Source organism: Acidovorax sp. FG42, from assembly GCF_057809195.1.
In genome coordinates this window covers 285,968-304,544 of record NZ_JBMDJM010000002.1, presented here as the reverse complement: position 1 = coordinate 304,544, position 18,577 = coordinate 285,968, and the positions used below count along the sequence as shown (strand labels likewise).

The following is an 18,577-nucleotide window of genomic DNA, read 5'->3' as shown; positions in this document are numbered from 1 at the left end:
CAGTCCACGCACTACGCCGTTTTCAGGGCGCTCTCAGTCGCCCGAGGTCACCAAAAAATCGCGGCTGATCCCGCCGCCCAGATCGTTCACCCGGTCCAGGAACTGCGTGAGGAACGCGTGCAGGCCCGTCGCCAGGATCTCGTCGATGCGGCCGTACTGCAGGTCGGCCAGCAGGCGCCCTGCCCTGCGGCTGGTCTCGGCAGACTGACCGTTGGCAAGCACAGCCAGGTTGTCCACCACCTCGCGCAGGCACGCGTGCAATGAGCGCGGCATGTCGCGGCTCAGGATCAGCAGGTCGGCGACGCGGCCGGGCGTGATCACATCGCGGTACACCTTGCGGTACACCTCGAACGCCGACACGCTGCGCAGGATGGCGCTCCAGTGGTAGAAGTCGCTCTCCTGGTTGCGGTCGCTGGTGCGGCCGAAGAAGTCGTTCTTGACGGCGTGGAACTTCACATCGAGCAGGCGCGCCGTGTTGTCCGCCCGCTCCAGGAAGGTGCCCATGCGCAGGAAGTGAAACGCCTCGTCCTGCAACATGGTGCCCAGCACCACGCCACGCGACAGGTGCGAGCGGTACTTCACCCACTCAAAGAACTGGCCCGGGTCGCGCTCGAAGGCGCCGCCTTCCAGCTGCCGGTGCAACTCCAGCCAGGTCTGGTTCTGCGTCTCCCACACCTCGGTGGTCAGCGCACCGCGCACAGCGCGTGCGTTCTCGCGCGCGGCGCGCAGGCACGACAGGATGGACGACGGGTTGTTGCCGTCGCGCACCATGAACTCGAGCACGTTGGCGGGCGTGACTTCGCCGTGCTTGGCGGTGTAGGCCGGGATCAGTTCGCTGATCGACAGCAGGCCTTCCCAGCCCGCCTGCGCCGCGTCAGCGGACTGCGGCAGCAGGGACATTTCATAGCTCACGTTGAGCATGCGCGCGGTGTTCTCTGCCCGCTCTGTATATCGGGACATCCAGAACAGATGATCGGCAGTGCGACTTAGCATTTTTCCTCCCCGGGCAGAGAACCCCGCGCGTGCTGCGCACGCTGGCTGTGTTGTAGTGAAACCCCGCCTTCGGCGGCGTTTTCTGCTCTCTCCGTGTAGCGGGACATCCAGAACAAATGGTCGGCGGTGCGGCTCAGCATCTCAGAACCCTCCTTGCGTTTGGGTCATGCCGCCCAAAGTCTGGGACTGTGTCATGGGCGCACTGCTGCGGCCCTCGCCCAGCACCCAGGTGTCCTTGGTGCCCCCACCTTGCGACGAATTCACCACCAGCGATCCCTCCTGCAGTGCGACGCGTGTGAGCCCACCGGCCACCATCTGCACCTCGCGGCCGCTGAGCACGAAGGGGCGCAGGTCGATGTGGCGCGGGGCGATGCCGCTTTCCACATACGTGGGGCAGCTGGAGAGGCTGAGCGTGGGCTGGGCGATGTAGCCCGAGGGGTTGGCGATCAGCGCGCGGCGGAAGTCCTCGATCTCGGCCTGCGTGGCGGCCGGGCCGATGAGCATGCCGTAGCCGCCCGCGCCGTGCACTTCCTTCACCACCAGGTCCTTGAGGTTGGCGAGCACATGCTGCAGGTCGTCCGGCTTGCGGCACATCCAGGTGGGCACGTTTTTCAGGATGGGCTCTTCGCCCAGGTAGAAGCGGATCATCTCGGGCACATAGGGGTAGACCGATTTGTCGTCCGCCACGCCCGTACCCACGGCGTTGCAGATGCCCACGTTGCCCGCGCGGTAGGCCTCCATGAGGCCGTAGCAGCCCAATGTGGAATTGGGACGGAACACCTGCGGGTCTAGGAAGTCGTCGTCCACGCGGCGGTAGATCACGTCCACCCGCTGCAGGCCGCGCGTGGTGCGCATGTACACGAACTTGTCCTTGACGACCAGGTCCTGCCCTTCGACCAACTCCACGCCCATCTGCTGCGCGAGGAAGGCGTGCTCGAAGTACGCGCTGTTGTGCATGCCGGGCGTGAGCACCACCACCGTGGGCTCGTCGGCCGTGGCCGGGGCGCTGGCGCGCAGGGTTTCGAGCAGCATGTCGGGGTAGTGCGCCACGGGCGCCACCTTGTGCAGGCTGAACAGCTCGGGGAACAGCCGCATCATCATCTTGCGGTTTTCGAGCATGTAGCTCACGCCGCTGGGTACGCGCAGGTTATCTTCGAGCACGTAGTACTCGCCATTGCCCTGGGCATCGGGGGCGCGCACGATGTCGATGCCGGCGATGTGCGCGTAGATGTCTTGAGGCACATGCACGCCGGCCATCTCGGGGCGGTACTGCGCGTTGTTCAGGATGAGGTCGGCGGGCACGATGCCGGCGCGGATGATGTCCTGGCCGTGGTACACGTCATGGATGAAGCGGTTGAGCGCCGTGACGCGCTGCACCAGCCCCTGCTGCATGCTGGCCCACTCATGGGCAGGGATGATGCGGGGGATCAGGTCAAACGGAATTAACCGCTCGTTGCCCGCGCCGCCTTCGTCCTTGGCGCCATAGACGGCAAAGGTGATGCCCACGCGCCGGAAGATCATCTCGGCTTCGGCCCTGCGGGCCTGCATCACATCAGGGGGCTGTTTGCTCAACCACTGCGCGTAGCGCTTGTAGTGTTCCCGCACGTCGCTGCCATCAAACGGCAGCATGGCGTACATCTCGTCAAATTTCTGCATGAACGGGCCTCCTGCAGTCAGGATAGCAAGTTGTGAGCCCGCCCCCGCACAACACCCCTGACGGCGCTGCGCCATGGGCCCCGATTCAGTCGTCCCGTGGCACCATGCGGTGCTGCCAGTAGCGCTCGCCGGTGTCGCGTTCGCAGGCCACCTGCCCATGCTGTGACGAGGACCACCGTGCGGCCCCGCAGCGCGACGACTCCACCACCGCAATCTGGCGCGCGCGGTAGCGCTGCAGCACATCCGGAGCCGGATGGCCAAAGCGGTTGCGATACCCAGCCTGCACCAAAGCGGTGCGCGGCTGCACGGCCTCCAGAAAAGCCGCCGACGACGAGGTCTTGCTGCCATGGTGTGGCACCAGCAGCACATCGGCCCGCACCGGTGCGCCACGCGCCAGCAGGGCCTGCTCCTGCGGTGCCTCGATGTCGCCCACCAGCAAAGCCGACGCGCCCTCGGTGCCTGCGGCGGAAATGCGCAGCACGCAGCTGAGCGCATTGGGGCGCGGTGGCTTGGCCGCCCCCGGTGCGTCGTCGCCAGGCAGGGGATGCAGTACCTCAAACACCACGCCATCCCATGCCCAGCGCTGGCCCGCCAGACAGGGGCGGCTGGGGCGCAAGCGCTGCAGGGCGTGTTCGGCCTCGATGGAGCCGGTGAGTTCGGCGCGGGGCTGCTGGGCCAGCACGGCCGCTGCGCCGCCCGTGTGGTCGGCATCGCGGTGGCTGAGCATGAGCACATCCACCCGCTCTCCCAGCGCCCGCAGCAGCGGCACCAGCACGCGGTGGCCCGCATCGCTCTCGCGGCTGAAGCGCGGCCCGGCGTCGTACAGCAGGGTGTGCGTGGCCGTGCGCACCAGCACGGCATTGCCCTGGCCAATGTCGGCGGCCAGCAGCTCAAACTGCCCCGCTGCGGGCCGCACGGGCTGCCACCACAGCACCGGCAACAGCAAAGGCAGCGCCAGCAAACGCAGGCGCCAGGGCAGGCGCATGGCCAACAGCGCCCCCCCGGCCACCGCCGCCACGCCCGCCCACAGCGGCGCTGCCGGCAAAAACACGGCAGCCCAGGGCCACTGCGCCAGCCACTGCAGCCATGCGGTGAACGGCTGCAGGCTGAGGGCTGCCGCGCTCCACAACGGCGCCCACAGCACGCCACCCAGCGCCAGCGGCGTGACCACCAGCGTGACCCAGGGGATGGCCACCAGGTTGGCCACAAAACCCACCAGCGACACCTGGCCAAACAGCAACAAGCCCAGGGGCGTCAATGCCAGTGTCACGACCCATTGTTCACGCACCAAGGCATAAAAACGGCCTGTAGCGCCAGTATCGCTTGCCTCAGCAGCTATCGGATTTGTAGCAAACAGCACGCCCACCGCGACAAAGCTCAGCCAGAAGCCTGCCTGCGCCAACGCCCATGGGTCCAGCAACACCACGGACCCGCAGGCCAGCAGCCACACCTGGGGCCAGGGCCAGCGGCGCCCGCTCAGCTGCAGCAGCCCCACGATGGCCAGCATGGTCACGGTACGCTGCGCGGGCACGCCCCAGCCGCTGAACAGCGCGTAGGCCGTGGCCAGCAGCACACCCGACACCAGCGCGGCAGACTGCGCTGGCACCGCCAGGCTCAGCCGGGGCGAGCGCCGCCACAGTGCCCTCACCACCAACGCTGCCAGCCAGGCAAACAACGTGATGTGGAGGCCCGAAATGCTCATGAGATGGGCCACCCCGGTGGCGCGGAACACATCCCAGTCCGCACGGTCGATGGCGCGCTGGTCGCCTGTGACCAGTGCCGCCACCACGCCTGCAGTGCGCGCGCGAGCCGTGTCGGCGTTGTCATCGCCCGACCCATCTTGCCCAAACACCAGGCGATCCAGGATGGCGTCCCGCACGCGCTGGCGCAGCTGCTCCACCGGGACCTGCCAGGTGGCGGCCACGCGCACCGGTGGCTCGTCCTTGGGGCCGGCGCGCACGTAGCCTGCGGCTTGTACGCCCTGCTCCCACATCCACAGCTCATAGTCAAAGCCGTGCGGGTTGCGCAGGCCATGGGGCGCCTTCAGGCGCACGGTGATCTGCCACCGCTCGCCCGCCCGCACAGGCGCAGGCTGGCGTTGCAGGTCCAGCACCTCGCCCCCACCGCCAAAGGCGCCGCCATACCAAGCCACGTCGATCTGCGGCGGCATGGCCACGGGTGTGCCCTGCAGCGTTGCGGACTCCACCGCCATGCGCCAGCGGGTTCCTGCCTCGTTGACCTGCGGCATGGCGGCCACCACGCCGGTGATGCGCAGGTCCTTGCCCTCCAGTGCGGCAGGCAACGCCTGGGCCTGGTAGGCCACGGCCCGCAGGCCGGTGCCACCAAACATGGCCAGCGCCCCCGCCAGCAACATCATCCAGGGCGACATGGCGATCACACTGCGAGCCCGGCGCAGCCCGGGGTGCCGCCGCGCGGCAGCCACCGCACCACCGCCCAGCAGCAGGCCAGCCATCAACAACCACCCGTAGGCCGCCGCAGACCACAGCGCGGGCTGCTGCAGTTGCAGCGCAGCCCCGGCCAGCACGCCCAGCAACACAGCGGGCAGCAGCCAAGGACGCGGGGGCAACGGCCCCTCCAACCCCTGGCCTGTGGCGGACAGCGGCGCGGCATTAGGGGCGCTTATGGTGGACATGCACTGATGCTAATGCGCCGCCAGGGCCTGCCACGCCGGTGCGAGGGTGAGGTGCTGTGTAACACTTACCGCGCTCGGCGGCCTGCGCACCAGGCTGCCCTCGTCTATCCACCCGCACTTCCTAACGAGGACCACCATGAGCGTTTACGACAAGCTGAAAGAACTCAACATCACCCTGCCCCCCGTGTCGGTGCCCGCCGCCGCCTACGTGCCCTATGTACAGACCGGCAACTTGGTGTTTCTGAGCGGCCACATCGCCCGCAAGGACGGCAAGCCCTGGGCCGCACAGTTCGGCCGCGACATCGGCACCGAAGAAGGCAAGCAGGCCGCACGTGCCGTCGCCATCGACCTGATGGGCACGCTGCAAGCCGCCTGCGGTGGCGACCTGAACCGGGTCAAGCGCATCGTCAAGGTGATGAGCCTGGTGAACTCCACCGGCGATTTCACCGAGCAGCACCTGGTGACCAATGGCGCCAGCGAACTGCTGGGCCAGGTGTTTGGTGAAAAGGGCGTGCATGCCCGCAGCGCCTTTGGCGTGGCCCAGATCCCCATGGGCGCATGCGTAGAGATCGAACTGATCGCTGAACTGGCCTGACCTTCAGACCTCCAGCAAAAAGCCCTTGGCATCGCTGCCAAGGGCTTTTTTCGTTGCCTGCGGTCCGCCAGCCCCGCCACCTGGGTATGCAAAAGGCGACGTGCGCGCTGACTCGAGATCGGTGCGATCCCAACACCCGTCAGAAGGATTCCCAGTCCTCCTCGGCTCCCGCCGCAGCGCCCTGCTTCGCGTTTTTCTGGCTCCCTGTCTTGGCGACCGATGAGGGAGCGGGCGCCTTGGCCAGAGCGGCAGAAGTGCCGGTGGTGCCGATGCGGGCCGCTGAAGCGGTAGTACCGCCAGCGGCGGGCGCTGGAGTTGCGCGGGCTGGAGACAGGCTGGCGGTGACCTTGGCTGCACCGCGCGCCGCACCGATGGCGGCCTGGGCTGGGCCATAGCTGGCAGCATTGACCTTGAACATGGACACCTCGCGCGCCAGATGGTCGGCCTGCTCGCGCAGGCTCTGCGCCGCTGCGGCGCTTTCCTCCACCAGCGCGGCGTTCTGCTGGGTCATCTGGTCCAGGTTGCTGATCGCCTTGTTCACCTGCGACACCCCCGCGCTCTGCTCGGACGATGCGGCGGTGATCTCGCCGATCATGTCGGTCACGCGCTGCACCGACTGCACGATGTCGGTCATGGTGGTGCCCGCGTCAGACACCAGGCGCGAGCCGGTCTCCACCTTCTCGACCGACGCGCTGATGAGCTGCTTGATCTCCTTGGCCGCCTCGGCGCTGCGCTGGGCCAAGCTGCGCACCTCGCTGGCCACCACGGCAAAGCCACGGCCCTGCTCGCCAGCCCGCGCGGCCTCCACCGCCGCGTTCAGCGCCAGGATGTTGGTCTGAAAGGCAATGCCGTCGATGACACCGATGATGTCCGCAATCTTCTTGCTGCTGTGGTTGATGTCCTCCATGGTGGCCACCACCTGAGTCACCACCTCGCCGCCCCGGCGGGCCACGCCGGTGGCCCCCGCAGCCAGGCTGCTGGCCTGCTGGGCGCTGCCCGCGCTCTGCTGGATGGTGCTGGTGAACTCCTCCATCGCGGCGGCGGTTTCCTGCAGGTTGCTGGAGGTTTGTTCGGTGCGGGCCGACAGATCCTGGTTGCCGGTCGCGATCTCGGCGCTGGCAATGGCAATGCTGTCCGTACTCTGGCGCACTTGGTGCACCATGCGCCCCAGGGCGTTGCTCATGGCATAGAGCGAGCGCAACAGGTCGCCAAACTCGTCGCCGCGCGTGACGGACTCCTGCTGGCTCAGGTCACCCCCCGCAATGCGCTCGGCCAGTCCGTTGGCCTGGGCCAGTGGACGCTGGATGCTGCCGATCAGGTAGTACGCCCCCACGATGATGGCCAGCAGAAGTAGGGCCACAGCCACCGCCGCGATCTTGACGGTGAGCATGCGCTCGGCCGCCATGGCTGCCTGCGTGTCTGCGGCGTTCTTCTGCTGCTGGGCCACGAACTCACGCAGTGCCGTGAGGTAGGCCACCACGGACGGGTTGTACTTCTGATTAATCAGCGTCACGGCCTGGTCTTGCTGGCCGTCGCCCTTGAGCTTGCGGGCCTCACCACGCAGGTCGATCATGGTCTTGCGGGCGGCCGCGATCTTGTTCATCTGGGCCTTGTCAGCGTCGGACAGGGCCATGGATTCGAGCGACTTCTGCACCTCGCTGATCTGGGCCGAGGTGGCCGCAATGACGTCCTTGAACTCGGCCTCCACCGCAGGGTCGTTGCTCACGATCAGCGCCTGCGTGCGCGCGGCATTGGTTTCGGTCAACCCCGACCACCGCAGGGCGGCCTGCACCCGCGCTTCCATCTCCTTGCTCACGGCATCGGCCTGGGCTTGCACTTTGGCCGAGCGGTAGGCCGCAAACCCCACCACGGCGACCAGCATGACCACGATCAGAATCACAGCCAGCCACAGCTTGTGGGCCATCCTCAGTTGTTTGGGCATGGAGGTCTCCTGGAGTGTGTTTGTCACGAGATGTTGCTCGCTTTCCGACAATTGCACAAACCAGGAGCGGCCGCATGAGGGTCATCCCCAAGCGCCACTAGAGGCGCAGCCATAGGCGTAGGCTGCGTTGAGCCCTTTCCGTGCACCCCACTTCACCCGCTTGGAGTGGCTAAAAAACGCAGCGACACGGCTCCGGCCGAGAGCTGCACCGCAGGCGATGCGGCAAAAAAGCCAGAAGCCTTGTGCGAGCCGCTGTTACTCGACCCGCGTCACCGCCTGGGGCTTGAAGCCCAAGTCCGCCGCCTTGCCCTTGCGGCCGCGTGCGGCGCGGGCGTTGTTCAGGCTGCGGATCTCCAGCGTTTCGTCGCGCTGCTTGCCGCCCCGGCCAATGCCATCGAGGCGAATGCTGCGGGTGTAGGCCGCCGCGCCTGCGAGCTGGTCCTTGTCTTCCAGGTCGATCAGCATCAGCCCCCGGCCGCCGTTGGCCATGGTTTTCAGCTCGGTGATCTCAAACGTAAGGATGCGCCCGCCGGTGGAGGCGCAGGCCACATGCGTGGCGGGCACCACCGGCTTGCTGCCTGTGCCGCCTGCGGCGTGCGAAGGCACGCACACGGTTTCACCCTCGCCCAGGGTGATGAAGGCCTTGCCGCCCTTTTGGCGCGACACCATGTTCTCCACCGCTGCCAGAAAGCCGTAGCCCCCAGAGTTGGACAGCAGCAGCGTGGCGTTGGCGGGCCCCGCAAAGTAGTGCAGCAGTTGCGTGCCGGCTTCCAGTTCAATCAGTGTGGTCACCGGCTGGCCGTCGCCCCGTGCGCCCGGCAGCAGCGACACGGCCACCGAGTACACGCGGCCGTTGCTGCCAAAGGCCAGCAGGGTATCGACCGTGCGGCATTCAAACGTGCCGTACAGCCCGTCGCCCGCCTTGAAAGCAAAGCTGGCGGCCTCGTGACCGTGGCCAGTGCGGGCGCGCACCCAGCCCTTTTGCGAAACGACCACCGTGACGGGCTCGTCCACCACCTTCACTTCGGCCACAGCCTTTTTCTCGGCCTGGATGAGCGTGCGGCGTGCGTCGGCAAAGGTCTTGGCGTCGGCCTCGATCTCCTTGACCATGGTGCGGCGCAGCGAGCCGGGGTTGTTCAGGATGTCTTCGAGCTTGCCCTGGCTTTCGCGCAGTTCTTTCAGCTCCTGCTCGATCTTGATGGCTTCCAGCCGCGCGAGCTGACGCAGGCGGATTTCGAGGATGTCCTCGGCCTGCCGGTCGCTGAGGTTAAAGCGTGCAATCAGCGCGGCCTTGGGGTCTTCGGCCTGGCGGATGATGGCAATCACCTCGTCGATGTTGAGCAGCACCAGCTGCCGCCCTTCGAGGATGTGGATGCGGTCCAGCACCTTGTTCAGCCGGTGCTGGCTGCGGCGGGTGATCGTGGTCTGGCGGAAGGCAATCCACTCTTCCAGCATCTGGCGCAGCGACTTCTGCACGGGCTTGCCGTCGAGCCCCACCATGGTGAGGTTGATGGGCGCCGAGGTCTCCAGACTGGTGTGGGCCAGCAGCGCGGTGATCAGCTCCTGCTGCGGTGTCTTGCCCGTCTTGGGCTCGAACACCAGGCGCACAGGGGCGTCCTTGCTCGACTCGTCACGCACCACGTCCAGAACGGCCAGCATGCTGGCCTTCAATTGCGTCTGCTCCTGCGTCAGCGCCTTCTTGCCGGCCTTGACCTTGGGGTTGGTGATTTCTTCAATCTCTTCCAGCACGCGCTGGGTACTCACGCCGGGCGGCAGTTCGTTGACCACCAGTTGCCACTGGCCGCGCGCCATGTCCTCGATCTTCCAGCGTGCGCGCACCTTCAGGCTGCCTCGGCCCGTGCGGTAGGCGTCGGCAATGTCGCCGGGGCTGCTGATGATCTGGCCGCCACCGGGGTAGTCCGGGCCGGGCACGATGGCCAGCAGCTCGTCCTGGCTGAGCGATGGCGTCTTGATGAGCGCCACACAAGCATCGGCAATCTCGCGCAGGTTGTGGCTGGGGATCTCGGTGGCCAAGCCCACGGCAATACCGCTGGCGCCGTTGAGCAGCGCAAACGGCAGGCGGGCGGGCAGCTGGCGGGGTTCTTCGGTGCTGCCGTCGTAGTTGGGCATGAAATCGACCGTGCCTTCGTCGATTTCGTCGAGCAGCAGACTGGTGATGCGCGACAGGCGGGCTTCCGTGTACCGCATGGCCGCAGCGCCGTCACCGTCGCGGCTGCCGAAGTTGCCCTGGCCGTCGATGAGGGGGTAGCGCTGCGCAAAGTCCTGCGCCATGCGCACCAGCGCGTCGTAGGCCGACTGGTCACCGTGGGGGTGGAACCGGCCCAGCACATCGCCCACCACGCGGGCACTCTTGACGGGCTTGGCCGCCGTGTTGCGCGTGGGGCCGCTGTAGCCCAGGCCCATGCGGTCCATCGAATACAAGATGCGCCGCTGCACGGGCTTGAGGCCGTCGCACACATCGGGCAGCGCACGGCCCTTGACGACCGACAGCGCGTATTCCAGGTAGGCGCGCTGGGCGTAGCCCGCCAGGCCCAGGGAGTCGCCCCCGTCATCGCCTGCGGTGGTGAAATCAAGAGTGGGTTGGTCGCTCATTCGTTAGCGCTCATTCGTTCGGAATCGTCGGTAAGGGTTCAAACGCGGTCTGCGGCGCGTTGCGGGTCTGTGCCACCTGGGTGGGCGGCAGGTTGCCACCGTTCTGCGCGCCGCCCGACAGCTCCATGCGTACACGGCCCGGCAGGGCGCGCTGTGTCAGCACGGGCGCTGGCGGCTTGAGCTGGGCGTACAGGCCCAGCACAGTGCGCACGTAGTTTTGGGTTTCCTTAAAGGCCGGGACTTGGTTGCCCGCCTTTTGCACGGCGCCTTCGCCCGCGTTGTAGGCGGCCACGGCCAGGTCGATGCGGCCGGGGAACAGGTCCAGCAGATGCCGCAGGTAACGGGTGCCGGTGGGCACGTTCACAGCGGGGTCCGCCAGTTTTTGCTCCACCGTGCGCTTCTTGTCCGCACTCACGCCAAAGCGGCTGGCCGTAGCGGGCATCACCTGCATCAGGCCCACGGCGCCCTTGGGCGATACGGCGGCGGCGTCAAAGCCGGACTCGGTGGCGATCACGGCCTGCAGCAGCTCATAGTCCACGCCATGCTGGCTGGACGCAGCGCGCAGGTGGTGCTTGACGCGCTTGTAGTCCGGCGCAATGTCGAAAAACGCCAGCAGGCGCGCGCCCGCTGCAGGCAGCGCGTAGGGCATGGGCGAGGCATTGACGGGCGTATCCCGGGTCGAGTCAAAGTCGTTGCCACGAAAAAACAGCTGGTAGCGCGCATCGACCTGCTCCGCCGCAAAGTGCGTCACGCCACGCTCGTCCACATGCGCCCACAGGTCTGCACGGGCCGTTTGCTGCAAAAAGCAGAGCAAACAACCCAACACATACCAGCGCAAGCGGCCGATTTGGCGAAATGAGGTCATGGCAGGCGGCTCGGGCGCGTATGACGCTGCTCTTCAGATATCGACCTCGACCGCATCGCCATGCAGCTCCATCAGTTCGCGGCGCGCGGCGGCTTCGCCCTTGCCCATGAGCTTGGTGATGAGGCCCTCGGTGGCGGCAAAGTCCATGTCGCCCAGCTGCACGGGCAGCAGGCGGCGGGTGTCGGGGTTGAGCGTGGTTTCCCACAGCTGCTCGGCGTTCATCTCGCCCAGGCCCTTGAAGCGGCTGATCTGGCACTTCTCGCGCGGCACGCCGTCCTTTTCGGCCTTGTCCAGAATGGCGGCCAGCTCGCCATCGTCCAGCGCGTACATCTTGGCCGCAGGCTTCTTGCCACGCGCGGGCACGTCCACACGGAACAGCGGCGGGCGCGCCACGTAGATGTGGCCAGCCTCGATGAGCTTGGGGAAATGGCGGAAGAACAGCGTGAGCAGCAGCACCTGGATGTGCGAGCCGTCCACGTCCGCGTCGGACAGGATGCAGACCTTGCCATAGCGCAGGCCGCTCAGGTCGGGGGTGTCGTTGGGGCCGTGCGGGTCCACGCCAATGGCTACCGAGATGTCGTGGATTTCGTTGTTGGCAAACAGGCGGTCACGCTCCACCTCCCAGGTGTTGAGCACCTTGCCGCGCAGCGGCAGGATGGCCTGGCTCTCTTTGTCGCGGCCCATCTTGGCGCTGCCGCCCGCTGAGTCGCCCTCGACCAGAAACACTTCGTTGTGCGCGGTGTCGCGGCTTTCGCAGTCGGTGAGCTTGCCGGGCAGCACGGCCACGCCCGAGCCCTTGCGCTTTTCCACCTTCTGGCCCGCCTTCTGGCGAGTCTGCGCGGCTTTGATGGCCAGCTCAGCCAGCTTCTTGCCGTATTCCACATGCTGGTTCAGCCACAGCTCCAGCGCCGGACGCACAAAACCGCTGACCAGGCGCACCGCGTCGCGCGAATTCAGGCGTTCCTTGATCTGGCCCTGGAACTGTGGGTCCAGCACTTTGGCCGAGAGCACATAGCTGGCGCGCGCAAACACGTCCTCGGGCAGCAGCTTCACGCCCTTGGGCAACAGACTGTGCAGTTCGATGAAGCTCTTGACGGCGTTGAACAGGCCGTCGCGCAGACCGCTTTCGTGCGTGCCGCCCGCGCTGGTGGGGATCAGGTTGACGTAGCTCTCGCGCATGGGCTGACCGTCTTCGGTGAAGGCCACGGCCCAGGCGGCGCCTTCGCCCTCGGCAAAACTTTCGTTGTTGCGGTCGGCAAAACCCTCGCCCTCAAACAACGGGATCACCGGGTCGCCGTTCAGCGTCTGCATCAGGTAGTCGCGCAGGCCGCCCTTGTACTGCCACGTTTGCGTATCGCGGGTTTTCTCGTTGACCAGCTGCACCGTCACGCCGGGCATCAGCACGGCCTTGCTGCGCAGCAGGTGGGTGAGTTCGCCCATGGGCAGGGCGCTGGATTCGAAATACTTGGCGTCGGGCCAGACGCGCACCGAGGTACCCTGCTTGCGCTCGCCCGCCTCCAGCGGCCGGGCCACCAGGGGCTCGACCACATCACCGGCGGCGAACACCAAACGCGCCACCTTGCCCTCGCGGTAGCTGGTGGCTTCGAGCCGGGTGGCCAACGCGTTGGTGACCGACACGCCCACGCCATGCAGGCCGCCCGAGAAGCTGTAGGCGCCGCCCTTGCCCTTGTCGAACTTGCCGCCCGCGTGCAGGCGGGTGAAGACCAGCTCGATCACCGGCGCGTTTTCTTCCGGGTGCATGCCGAAGGGGATGCCCCGGCCGTCGTCTTCCACACTGACCGAGCCGTCGGCGTGCAGGGTGACGCGGATCTTCTTGCCGTGGCCGGCCAGGGCCTCGTCGGCGGCGTTGTCCAGCACCTCCTGGATGATGTGCAAGGGGTTGTCGGTGCGCGTGTACATGCCCGGGCGCTGCTTGACGGGCTCCAGGCCCTTGAGCACGCGGATCGAACCTTCGGAATATTCGCTGGCGGAAGCAGAAGACGGTTTGGCAGACATAGCGGCGGATTGTAGTGCGGCCACCGCCCTGGAGCTGGATAAAAAGACAGTCTTCGCGCGACCCTGGCGGCAACTGTATTGGTCGCGGGTGTATCTGCGCGTTTCACACAATCTGGCTACATTCCTGCGCATGCATATGAATCCTCCCAAACTATCCATGTTCCAGGTGCTGGCCTGCGGCGCGGCCATCGTGACCCTGTCCATGGGCACCCGCCACGGGTTCGGGCTGTGGCTGCTTCCCATCACCCAGGAGATGGGCTGGACGCGCCAGTCGTTCGCCCTGGCCATCGCCATCCAGAACCTGTCCTGGGGCCTGATCGGGATTTTTGCGGGCATGGCGGCCGACCGGTTTGGGGCCTTCCGCGTCCTGCTCGGTGGAGCGGTGTTGTATGCCTTGGGCCTGGCAGGCATGGCCCTGTCACCCACGCCCACGTTATTTGCACTGACGGCTGGCGTGCTGATTGGCGCGGCCCAGGCGGGCACCACCTATGCGGTGATTTACGGCGTGCTGGGGCGGCAGATTGCGCCTGAAAAGCGCTCCTGGGCCATGGGCGTGGCGGCGGCAGCGGGCTCGTTTGGGCAGTTTCTGATGGTGCCGGTGGAAGGCTGGCTCATCGCGGGCCTGGGCTGGCAGCAGGCGCTGCTGGCGTTGTCGATGGCGGTGCTGCTGATCGTGCCGCTGGCCTTTGGCCTGCGGGAGCCGGGCTTCAAGGGCACGGCCCCGGTCAAGCGCGACCAGACCATTGCGCAGGCGCTGGGCGAGGCCTTCCGCTACCCCAGCTTCAATCTGCTGATGGCGGGCTACTTTGTGTGCGGCTTTCAGGTGGTGTTCATTGGCGTGCACATGCCCAGCTACCTCAAGGACCACGGCCTGTCGCCCCAGGTGGCCAGCTATGCGCTGGCGCTGATCGGGCTGTTCAACGTGTTCGGCACTTACATCGCGGGCACGCTGGGCCAGCGCATGCCCAAGCGCCACATCCTTGCCTTCATCTACTTTGCCCGCGCGGTTGCAATTAGCATCTTCCTGCTGGTGCCGCTGTCGCCGCTGTCGGTGTACGTGTTCTCGGCCGTGATGGGCGCGCTGTGGCTGTCCACCGTGCCCCCCACCAATGCCACCATCGCGCAGATCTTTGGCGTGCAGCATTTGTCGATGCTGGGCGGCTTTGTGTTCTTCAGCCACCAGATCGGCAGCTTCCTGGGCGTCTGGCTGGGCGGCTATCTGTATGACGCCACCGGCAGCTACGATATCGTCTGGTACATCGCGATTGGTCTGGGGATTTTTGCCGGGCTGGTGAACTTGCCGGTCAAGGAAAGCCAGATCTCGCGCAGCAGCCCACAACCCGCCTGACCTTTTGGCCCCCTCCCTGCATGAGCCACACCACCCCGCCCCGCAAAACCACGCCGCGCGCCCTGCGCTGGCTGGGCGGCGCCGTGGCCGTGCTGCTGTGCCTGGTGGTGTTTGGCTTTTACACCGTGCCCGAATTCATGGTGATGCTGGCCGACCAGATGTGGGCGTGTTTTTGACCTGTTCCGCAACATTTTCAAGCTTTTTTTGGCCGCAAGCGCTAGTGAATCATGCGCTAGCAGCTATCATTTTTATAGTCTCATGCACAGTATGCACGGTACAGAGGCCCCCTCGGAATGGGTGCGGCGCTGGAGCCACCTGATCGCCCCCAAAAGCACCGTGCTGGACGTTGCCTGCGGCGCAGGGCGCCACCTGCGCCATCTGCGCGAACTGGGGCACACGGTGGTCGGCGTGGACCGGTCGGCCGAGGCGCTGGCCGCCTGCGAAGGGCTGGGCGAGCTGGTGCAAGCCGACATCGAAAACGGCCCCTGGCCTTTTGCAGGCCGCCAGTTTGGTGGCGTGGTCGTCACCAACTACCTGTGGCGCCCCTTGCTGCCCACCATCGTGGCCAGCGTGGCGCCGGGCGGGGTGCTGGTCTATGAAACCTTTGCCCAGGGCAACGAAACCGTGGGGCGCCCCGCCCGGCCTGAGTTTCTGCTGACGCCCGGCGAGCTGCTGCACGTGTGCAAGGAATTGCGCGTGGTAGGTTATGAAGACGGCTTCATCGACGAACCTGCGCGTTTCGTGCAACGCATCACGGCCGTACGGGAACTCCCGCAGGCGGGCGGACCCTCACGACATCTTTTGCCCATCGGGGCTAGTTAGAATGCCCTTTTACCGTTTACCACTGCGGACATGACTTCTTCTTCCGTGCCACTCACCGGCAGCATCGTCGCCCTCGTCACCCCCATGCATGAGGACGGTAGCGTGGACTACCCCACCTTGCGCAAACTGATCGACTGGCACATCGCCGAAGGCACCGATTGCATCGGCGTGGTGGGCACCACGGGCGAGTCCCCCACGGTGAACGTGGAAGAACACTGCGAAATCATCCGCGTGGCCGTGGAACAGGCCGCCAAGCGCGTGCCCATCATGGCCGGCTGCGGCGCCAACTCCACCGCCGAGGCCATCGAACTGGCCAAGTTCGCGCGCGGCGTGGGGGCCGACAGCCAGCTGCAGGTGGTGCCCTACTACAACAAGCCCACCCAAGAAGGCCAGTACCAGCACTTCAAGGCCATTGCCGAAGCCACGGGCGACCTGCCCATCGTGCTCTACAACGTGCCCGGCCGCTCGGTGGCTGATATGCAGCACGACACCGTGCTGCGCCTGGCCCAGGTGCCCGGCATCATTGGCATCAAGGAAGCCACCGGCAACATTGAGCGCGCCCAGTGGCTCATCCGCGACGTGCCCAAGGGCTTTGGCGTGTACTCGGGCGACGACCCGACCGCCGTGGCCCTGATGCTGTGCGGTGGCCACGGCAACATCAGCGTGACGGCCAACGTGGCCCCGCGCCTGATGCACGAGCTGTGTGTGGCCGCCCTGGCGGGCGACACGCGCCGGGCCATGGAAATCCAGTTCCAGCTGATGCCCGTGCACAAGAACCTGTTCGTCGAAGCCAACCCCATCCCGGTCAAGTGGGCCATGTCCCGCATGGGCCTGTGTGGCGGCACCATGCGCCTGCCCATGACGCCCCTGGCCAGCAGCAATGAGGCTGTGGTCGAGTCGGCACTGCGCACCAGCGGCCTGATCTAATTCGGGCTTTGCGCCCGCTCTCAGAGACACTTCCCAAGGATTTCCGCGTGAAAGCTGCTACCACCCGCCTCAGCCTGCTGGCCCTCGCCATGGCCCTGTCCGCCTGCTCCACCAGCATTCTGGAAGGCGACAAGATCGACTACAAGAGCGCCGCCAAGGGCTCGTCGCTGGAAGTCCCACCGGACCTCACCCAGCTGTCGCGCGACTCGCGCTATGCCATGCCGGGTGGCTCGGTCTCTGCCGCCGCCATGCAGGCCGGCCAGGCAGCGCAGCCGTCGGGCAACGCCAACGCCGCGGCCCTGCAGCTGGGCGACGTGCGCATCGAGCGCGATGGCAACCAGCGCTGGCTGGTGGTCAACCGCCCTGCCGACAAGCTGTGGGAGCCCGTGCGCGACTTCTGGCTGGAGAGTGGCTTCACGCTGGCCCAGTCAGAGGCCAATGTCGGCATCATGGAAACCGACTGGGCCGAGAACCGCGCCAAGCTGCCGCAGGATTTCATCCGTTCCACCATCGGCAAGCTGATGGAGTCCCTGTACTCGACCGGCGAACGGGACAAGTTCCGCACCCGTCTGGAACGCAATGCCAATGGCGGCACCGAGATCTACATCACCCACCGCGGGATGGTCGAGGTCTATGGCAACGTCACCAAGGACAGCACCGTCTGGCAGCCTCGCCCGTCCGACCCGGAACTCGAAACCGAATTCCTGCGCCGCCTGATGGTCAAGCTGGGCGTGAGCCAGGAGCAGTCCAAGGCTGTCGCCGCAGCCCCCGCACCGCGCGCCCAGGCCGCCCGCATGGCCACGGTGAACAATGTGCCGGTGGTGCAACTGGACGAAGGTTTTGACCGCGCATGGCGCCGTGTGGGCCTGGCGCTGGACCGCACCGGCTTCACGGTGGAAGACCGCAACCGCAATGAAGGCACGTACTTCGTGCGCTACGTGGCGCCGGACACCGAGAAGAAAGAGCCTGGCTTCTTCAGCAAGCTGTTCAGTTCCACTTCTGCGACCCCTCCGCTCAAGTACCGCATCGTGGTGCGCAGCCAGGGTGAAGCAACCACCGTGTCGGTGCTCAACGAAGCCGGAGCCCCCGAAACCTCGGCCAATGCCGAGCGCATCGTGCGCGTGATTGCTGACGACCTGAAATAAGCGGCGCAGGCCGAAAGGCCGCCACCCACACCTCTGGAGCCCCCTCCGCCTTCGGGTGGACGGTGGCTCTGGTTTTTTGGGCTGCCACAAACCCACCCTTTCGCTCCGCCATGCTTCGATTCAAGAACCTGGGCAGCGGCAGCACTGGCAATGCCACGGTCGTCGAAGGCCGCAGTGGCAGCCAGGTTCGCCGCCTCCTGATCGACTGCGGGCTCGGCATCCGGCAGCTGCAAGCCCGTCTGGCGCAAGCGCAGTTGCAGGTGGAAGACCTGGACGCCCTCTTCATCACCCACGAACACTCGGACCACATCGGCTGTGCCCAGACCGTGGCGCTGCGTTTTCGCATTCCCGTGTGGATGAGCGAGGGCACGTACGCGGCCCTCGGTGCGCCAGACTTGGACGGCTTGCTGCGGGTGGCGCACGACATGGAAGCGATTGACATGGGCGCGTTCGAAGCCCGCCCGTTCACCGTGCCGCACGATGCCCGCGAGCCCCTGCAGCTGCGCTGCTCCGACGGCGCCGCACACCTGGGTGTCCTGACCGATCTGGGCCATGCCAGCTCCCATGTGCTGCAGCAGCTGCAGGGATGCCACGCACTGATGATCGAGGCCAACCACGACCCCGACATGCTGGCCGCATCCCGCTACCCGCCGTTTCTGAAGCGCCGCGTAGGGGGGCTGTACGGCCACCTGGCCAACACAGCAACTGCAGAGATCCTGCGCGCGGTGCAGCATGACGGCCTGCAGCGCGTGGTGGCGGCGCACCTGAGTGCGCAGAACAACCTCCCCGCCCTCGCTCGCCAATCGCTCGCTGCCGCGCTGGGTTGGGCGGATGAGGAGATCCAGGTCGCCAGCCCCACCGAGGGGACGCAATGGTTCGACGTGAACCCCTGATGGCCCGAACCGTGCGCCCTTGACTGCCTCACCCTGGCGAAGGGCATAAAAAAAGCCCCGGACCTTGCGGTGCGGGGCCCTGGCACAGGCTGACCTTGGGGTCAGCCCA

At 66.4% G+C, this 18,577-nt stretch carries 15 protein-coding genes; 7 read left to right on the top strand and 8 right to left on the bottom strand.

The window, feature by feature from the left end; genetic code table 11:
- Positions 1–33: 33 nt before the first annotated feature.
- The 4 genes from ACODSM_RS04030 to ACODSM_RS04015 form a co-directional block, all read right to left on the bottom strand.
- A complete protein-coding gene (locus ACODSM_RS04030; RefSeq protein WP_209817071.1) occupies positions 34–993 on the bottom strand; it encodes an alpha-E domain-containing protein in 960 nt (319 codons plus the stop codon).
- A complete protein-coding gene (locus ACODSM_RS04025) occupies positions 987–1,133 on the bottom strand; it encodes an alpha-E domain-containing protein (protein ID WP_082753467.1) in 147 nt (48 codons plus the stop codon). The genes ACODSM_RS04030 and ACODSM_RS04025 overlap by 7 nt, the downstream gene beginning before the upstream one ends.
- 1 nt (position 1,134) lies before the next feature.
- Positions 1,135–2,649: a circularly permuted type 2 ATP-grasp protein gene (locus tag ACODSM_RS04020; protein WP_488804389.1), complete on the bottom strand. Its 1,515-nt coding sequence runs from the start codon at positions 2,647–2,649 to the stop codon at positions 1,135–1,137.
- 85 nt (positions 2,650–2,734) lie between these two features.
- A complete protein-coding gene (locus ACODSM_RS04015) occupies positions 2,735–5,302 on the bottom strand; it encodes a DNA internalization-related competence protein ComEC/Rec2 (RefSeq protein WP_488804388.1) in 2,568 nt (855 codons plus the stop codon).
- Between the two features lie 136 nt (positions 5,303–5,438).
- On the opposite strand from ACODSM_RS04015, the gene ACODSM_RS04010 reads away from it, so the two are divergent.
- Positions 5,439–5,897, top strand: coding sequence for a RidA family protein (locus ACODSM_RS04010; protein WP_008906002.1), 459 nt, complete (start codon positions 5,439–5,441; stop codon positions 5,895–5,897).
- Positions 5,898–6,036: 139 nt separating this feature from the next.
- Here ACODSM_RS04010 and ACODSM_RS04005 read toward each other — a convergent pair whose 3' ends face one another.
- The 4 genes from ACODSM_RS04005 to ACODSM_RS03990 all read right to left on the bottom strand — a co-directional run bounded on the left by ACODSM_RS04005 (position 6,037) and on the right by ACODSM_RS03990 (position 13,333).
- Complete coding sequence (locus ACODSM_RS04005; protein WP_488804387.1) at positions 6,037–7,839, bottom strand: methyl-accepting chemotaxis protein; 1,803 nt, start codon at positions 7,837–7,839, stop codon at positions 6,037–6,039.
- A 255-nt stretch (positions 7,840–8,094) separates the two neighbouring features.
- The gene (gene parC, locus ACODSM_RS04000; protein ID WP_422849158.1) at positions 8,095–10,452 is read right to left on the bottom strand and encodes a DNA topoisomerase IV subunit A; all 2,358 of its coding nucleotides are present in this window, start codon (positions 10,450–10,452) and stop codon (positions 8,095–8,097) included.
- Between the two features lie 10 nt (positions 10,453–10,462).
- Positions 10,463–11,317 (bottom strand): lytic transglycosylase domain-containing protein, encoded by an 855-nt coding sequence (locus ACODSM_RS03995; RefSeq protein WP_488804386.1) that lies wholly within the window; start codon positions 11,315–11,317, stop codon positions 10,463–10,465.
- Between the two features lie 33 nt (positions 11,318–11,350).
- Positions 11,351–13,333 (bottom strand): DNA topoisomerase IV subunit B, encoded by a 1,983-nt coding sequence (locus tag ACODSM_RS03990; protein WP_060986401.1) that lies wholly within the window; start codon positions 13,331–13,333, stop codon positions 11,351–11,353.
- Between the two features lie 130 nt (positions 13,334–13,463).
- On the opposite strand from ACODSM_RS03990, the gene ACODSM_RS03985 reads away from it, so the two are divergent.
- The 6 genes from ACODSM_RS03985 (at position 13,464) to ACODSM_RS03960 (ending at position 18,468) form a co-directional block, all read left to right on the top strand.
- Complete coding sequence (locus ACODSM_RS03985) at positions 13,464–14,681, top strand: MFS transporter (RefSeq protein WP_488804385.1); 1,218 nt, start codon at positions 13,464–13,466, stop codon at positions 14,679–14,681.
- A gap of 20 nt (positions 14,682–14,701) precedes the next feature.
- Positions 14,702–14,857, top strand: a complete 156-nt coding sequence (locus ACODSM_RS03980) for a hypothetical protein (protein ID WP_203422208.1) — start codon at positions 14,702–14,704, stop codon at positions 14,855–14,857.
- Positions 14,858–14,948: 91 nt separating this feature from the next.
- Positions 14,949–15,503, top strand: a complete 555-nt coding sequence (locus ACODSM_RS03975) for a class I SAM-dependent methyltransferase (protein WP_209817790.1) — start codon at positions 14,949–14,951, stop codon at positions 15,501–15,503.
- A 30-nt stretch (positions 15,504–15,533) separates the two neighbouring features.
- A complete protein-coding gene (gene dapA, locus ACODSM_RS03970) occupies positions 15,534–16,430 on the top strand; it encodes a 4-hydroxy-tetrahydrodipicolinate synthase (protein WP_488804384.1) in 897 nt (298 codons plus the stop codon).
- A gap of 47 nt (positions 16,431–16,477) precedes the next feature.
- Positions 16,478–17,575: an NlpB/DapX family lipoprotein gene (bamC, locus tag ACODSM_RS03965; protein WP_110959280.1), complete on the top strand. Its 1,098-nt coding sequence runs from the start codon at positions 16,478–16,480 to the stop codon at positions 17,573–17,575.
- A gap of 110 nt (positions 17,576–17,685) precedes the next feature.
- On the top strand, positions 17,686–18,468 hold the full coding sequence (locus ACODSM_RS03960) for an MBL fold metallo-hydrolase (protein ID WP_488804383.1): 783 nt from the start codon (positions 17,686–17,688) through the stop codon (positions 18,466–18,468).
- Positions 18,469–18,577 lie beyond the last annotated feature (109 nt).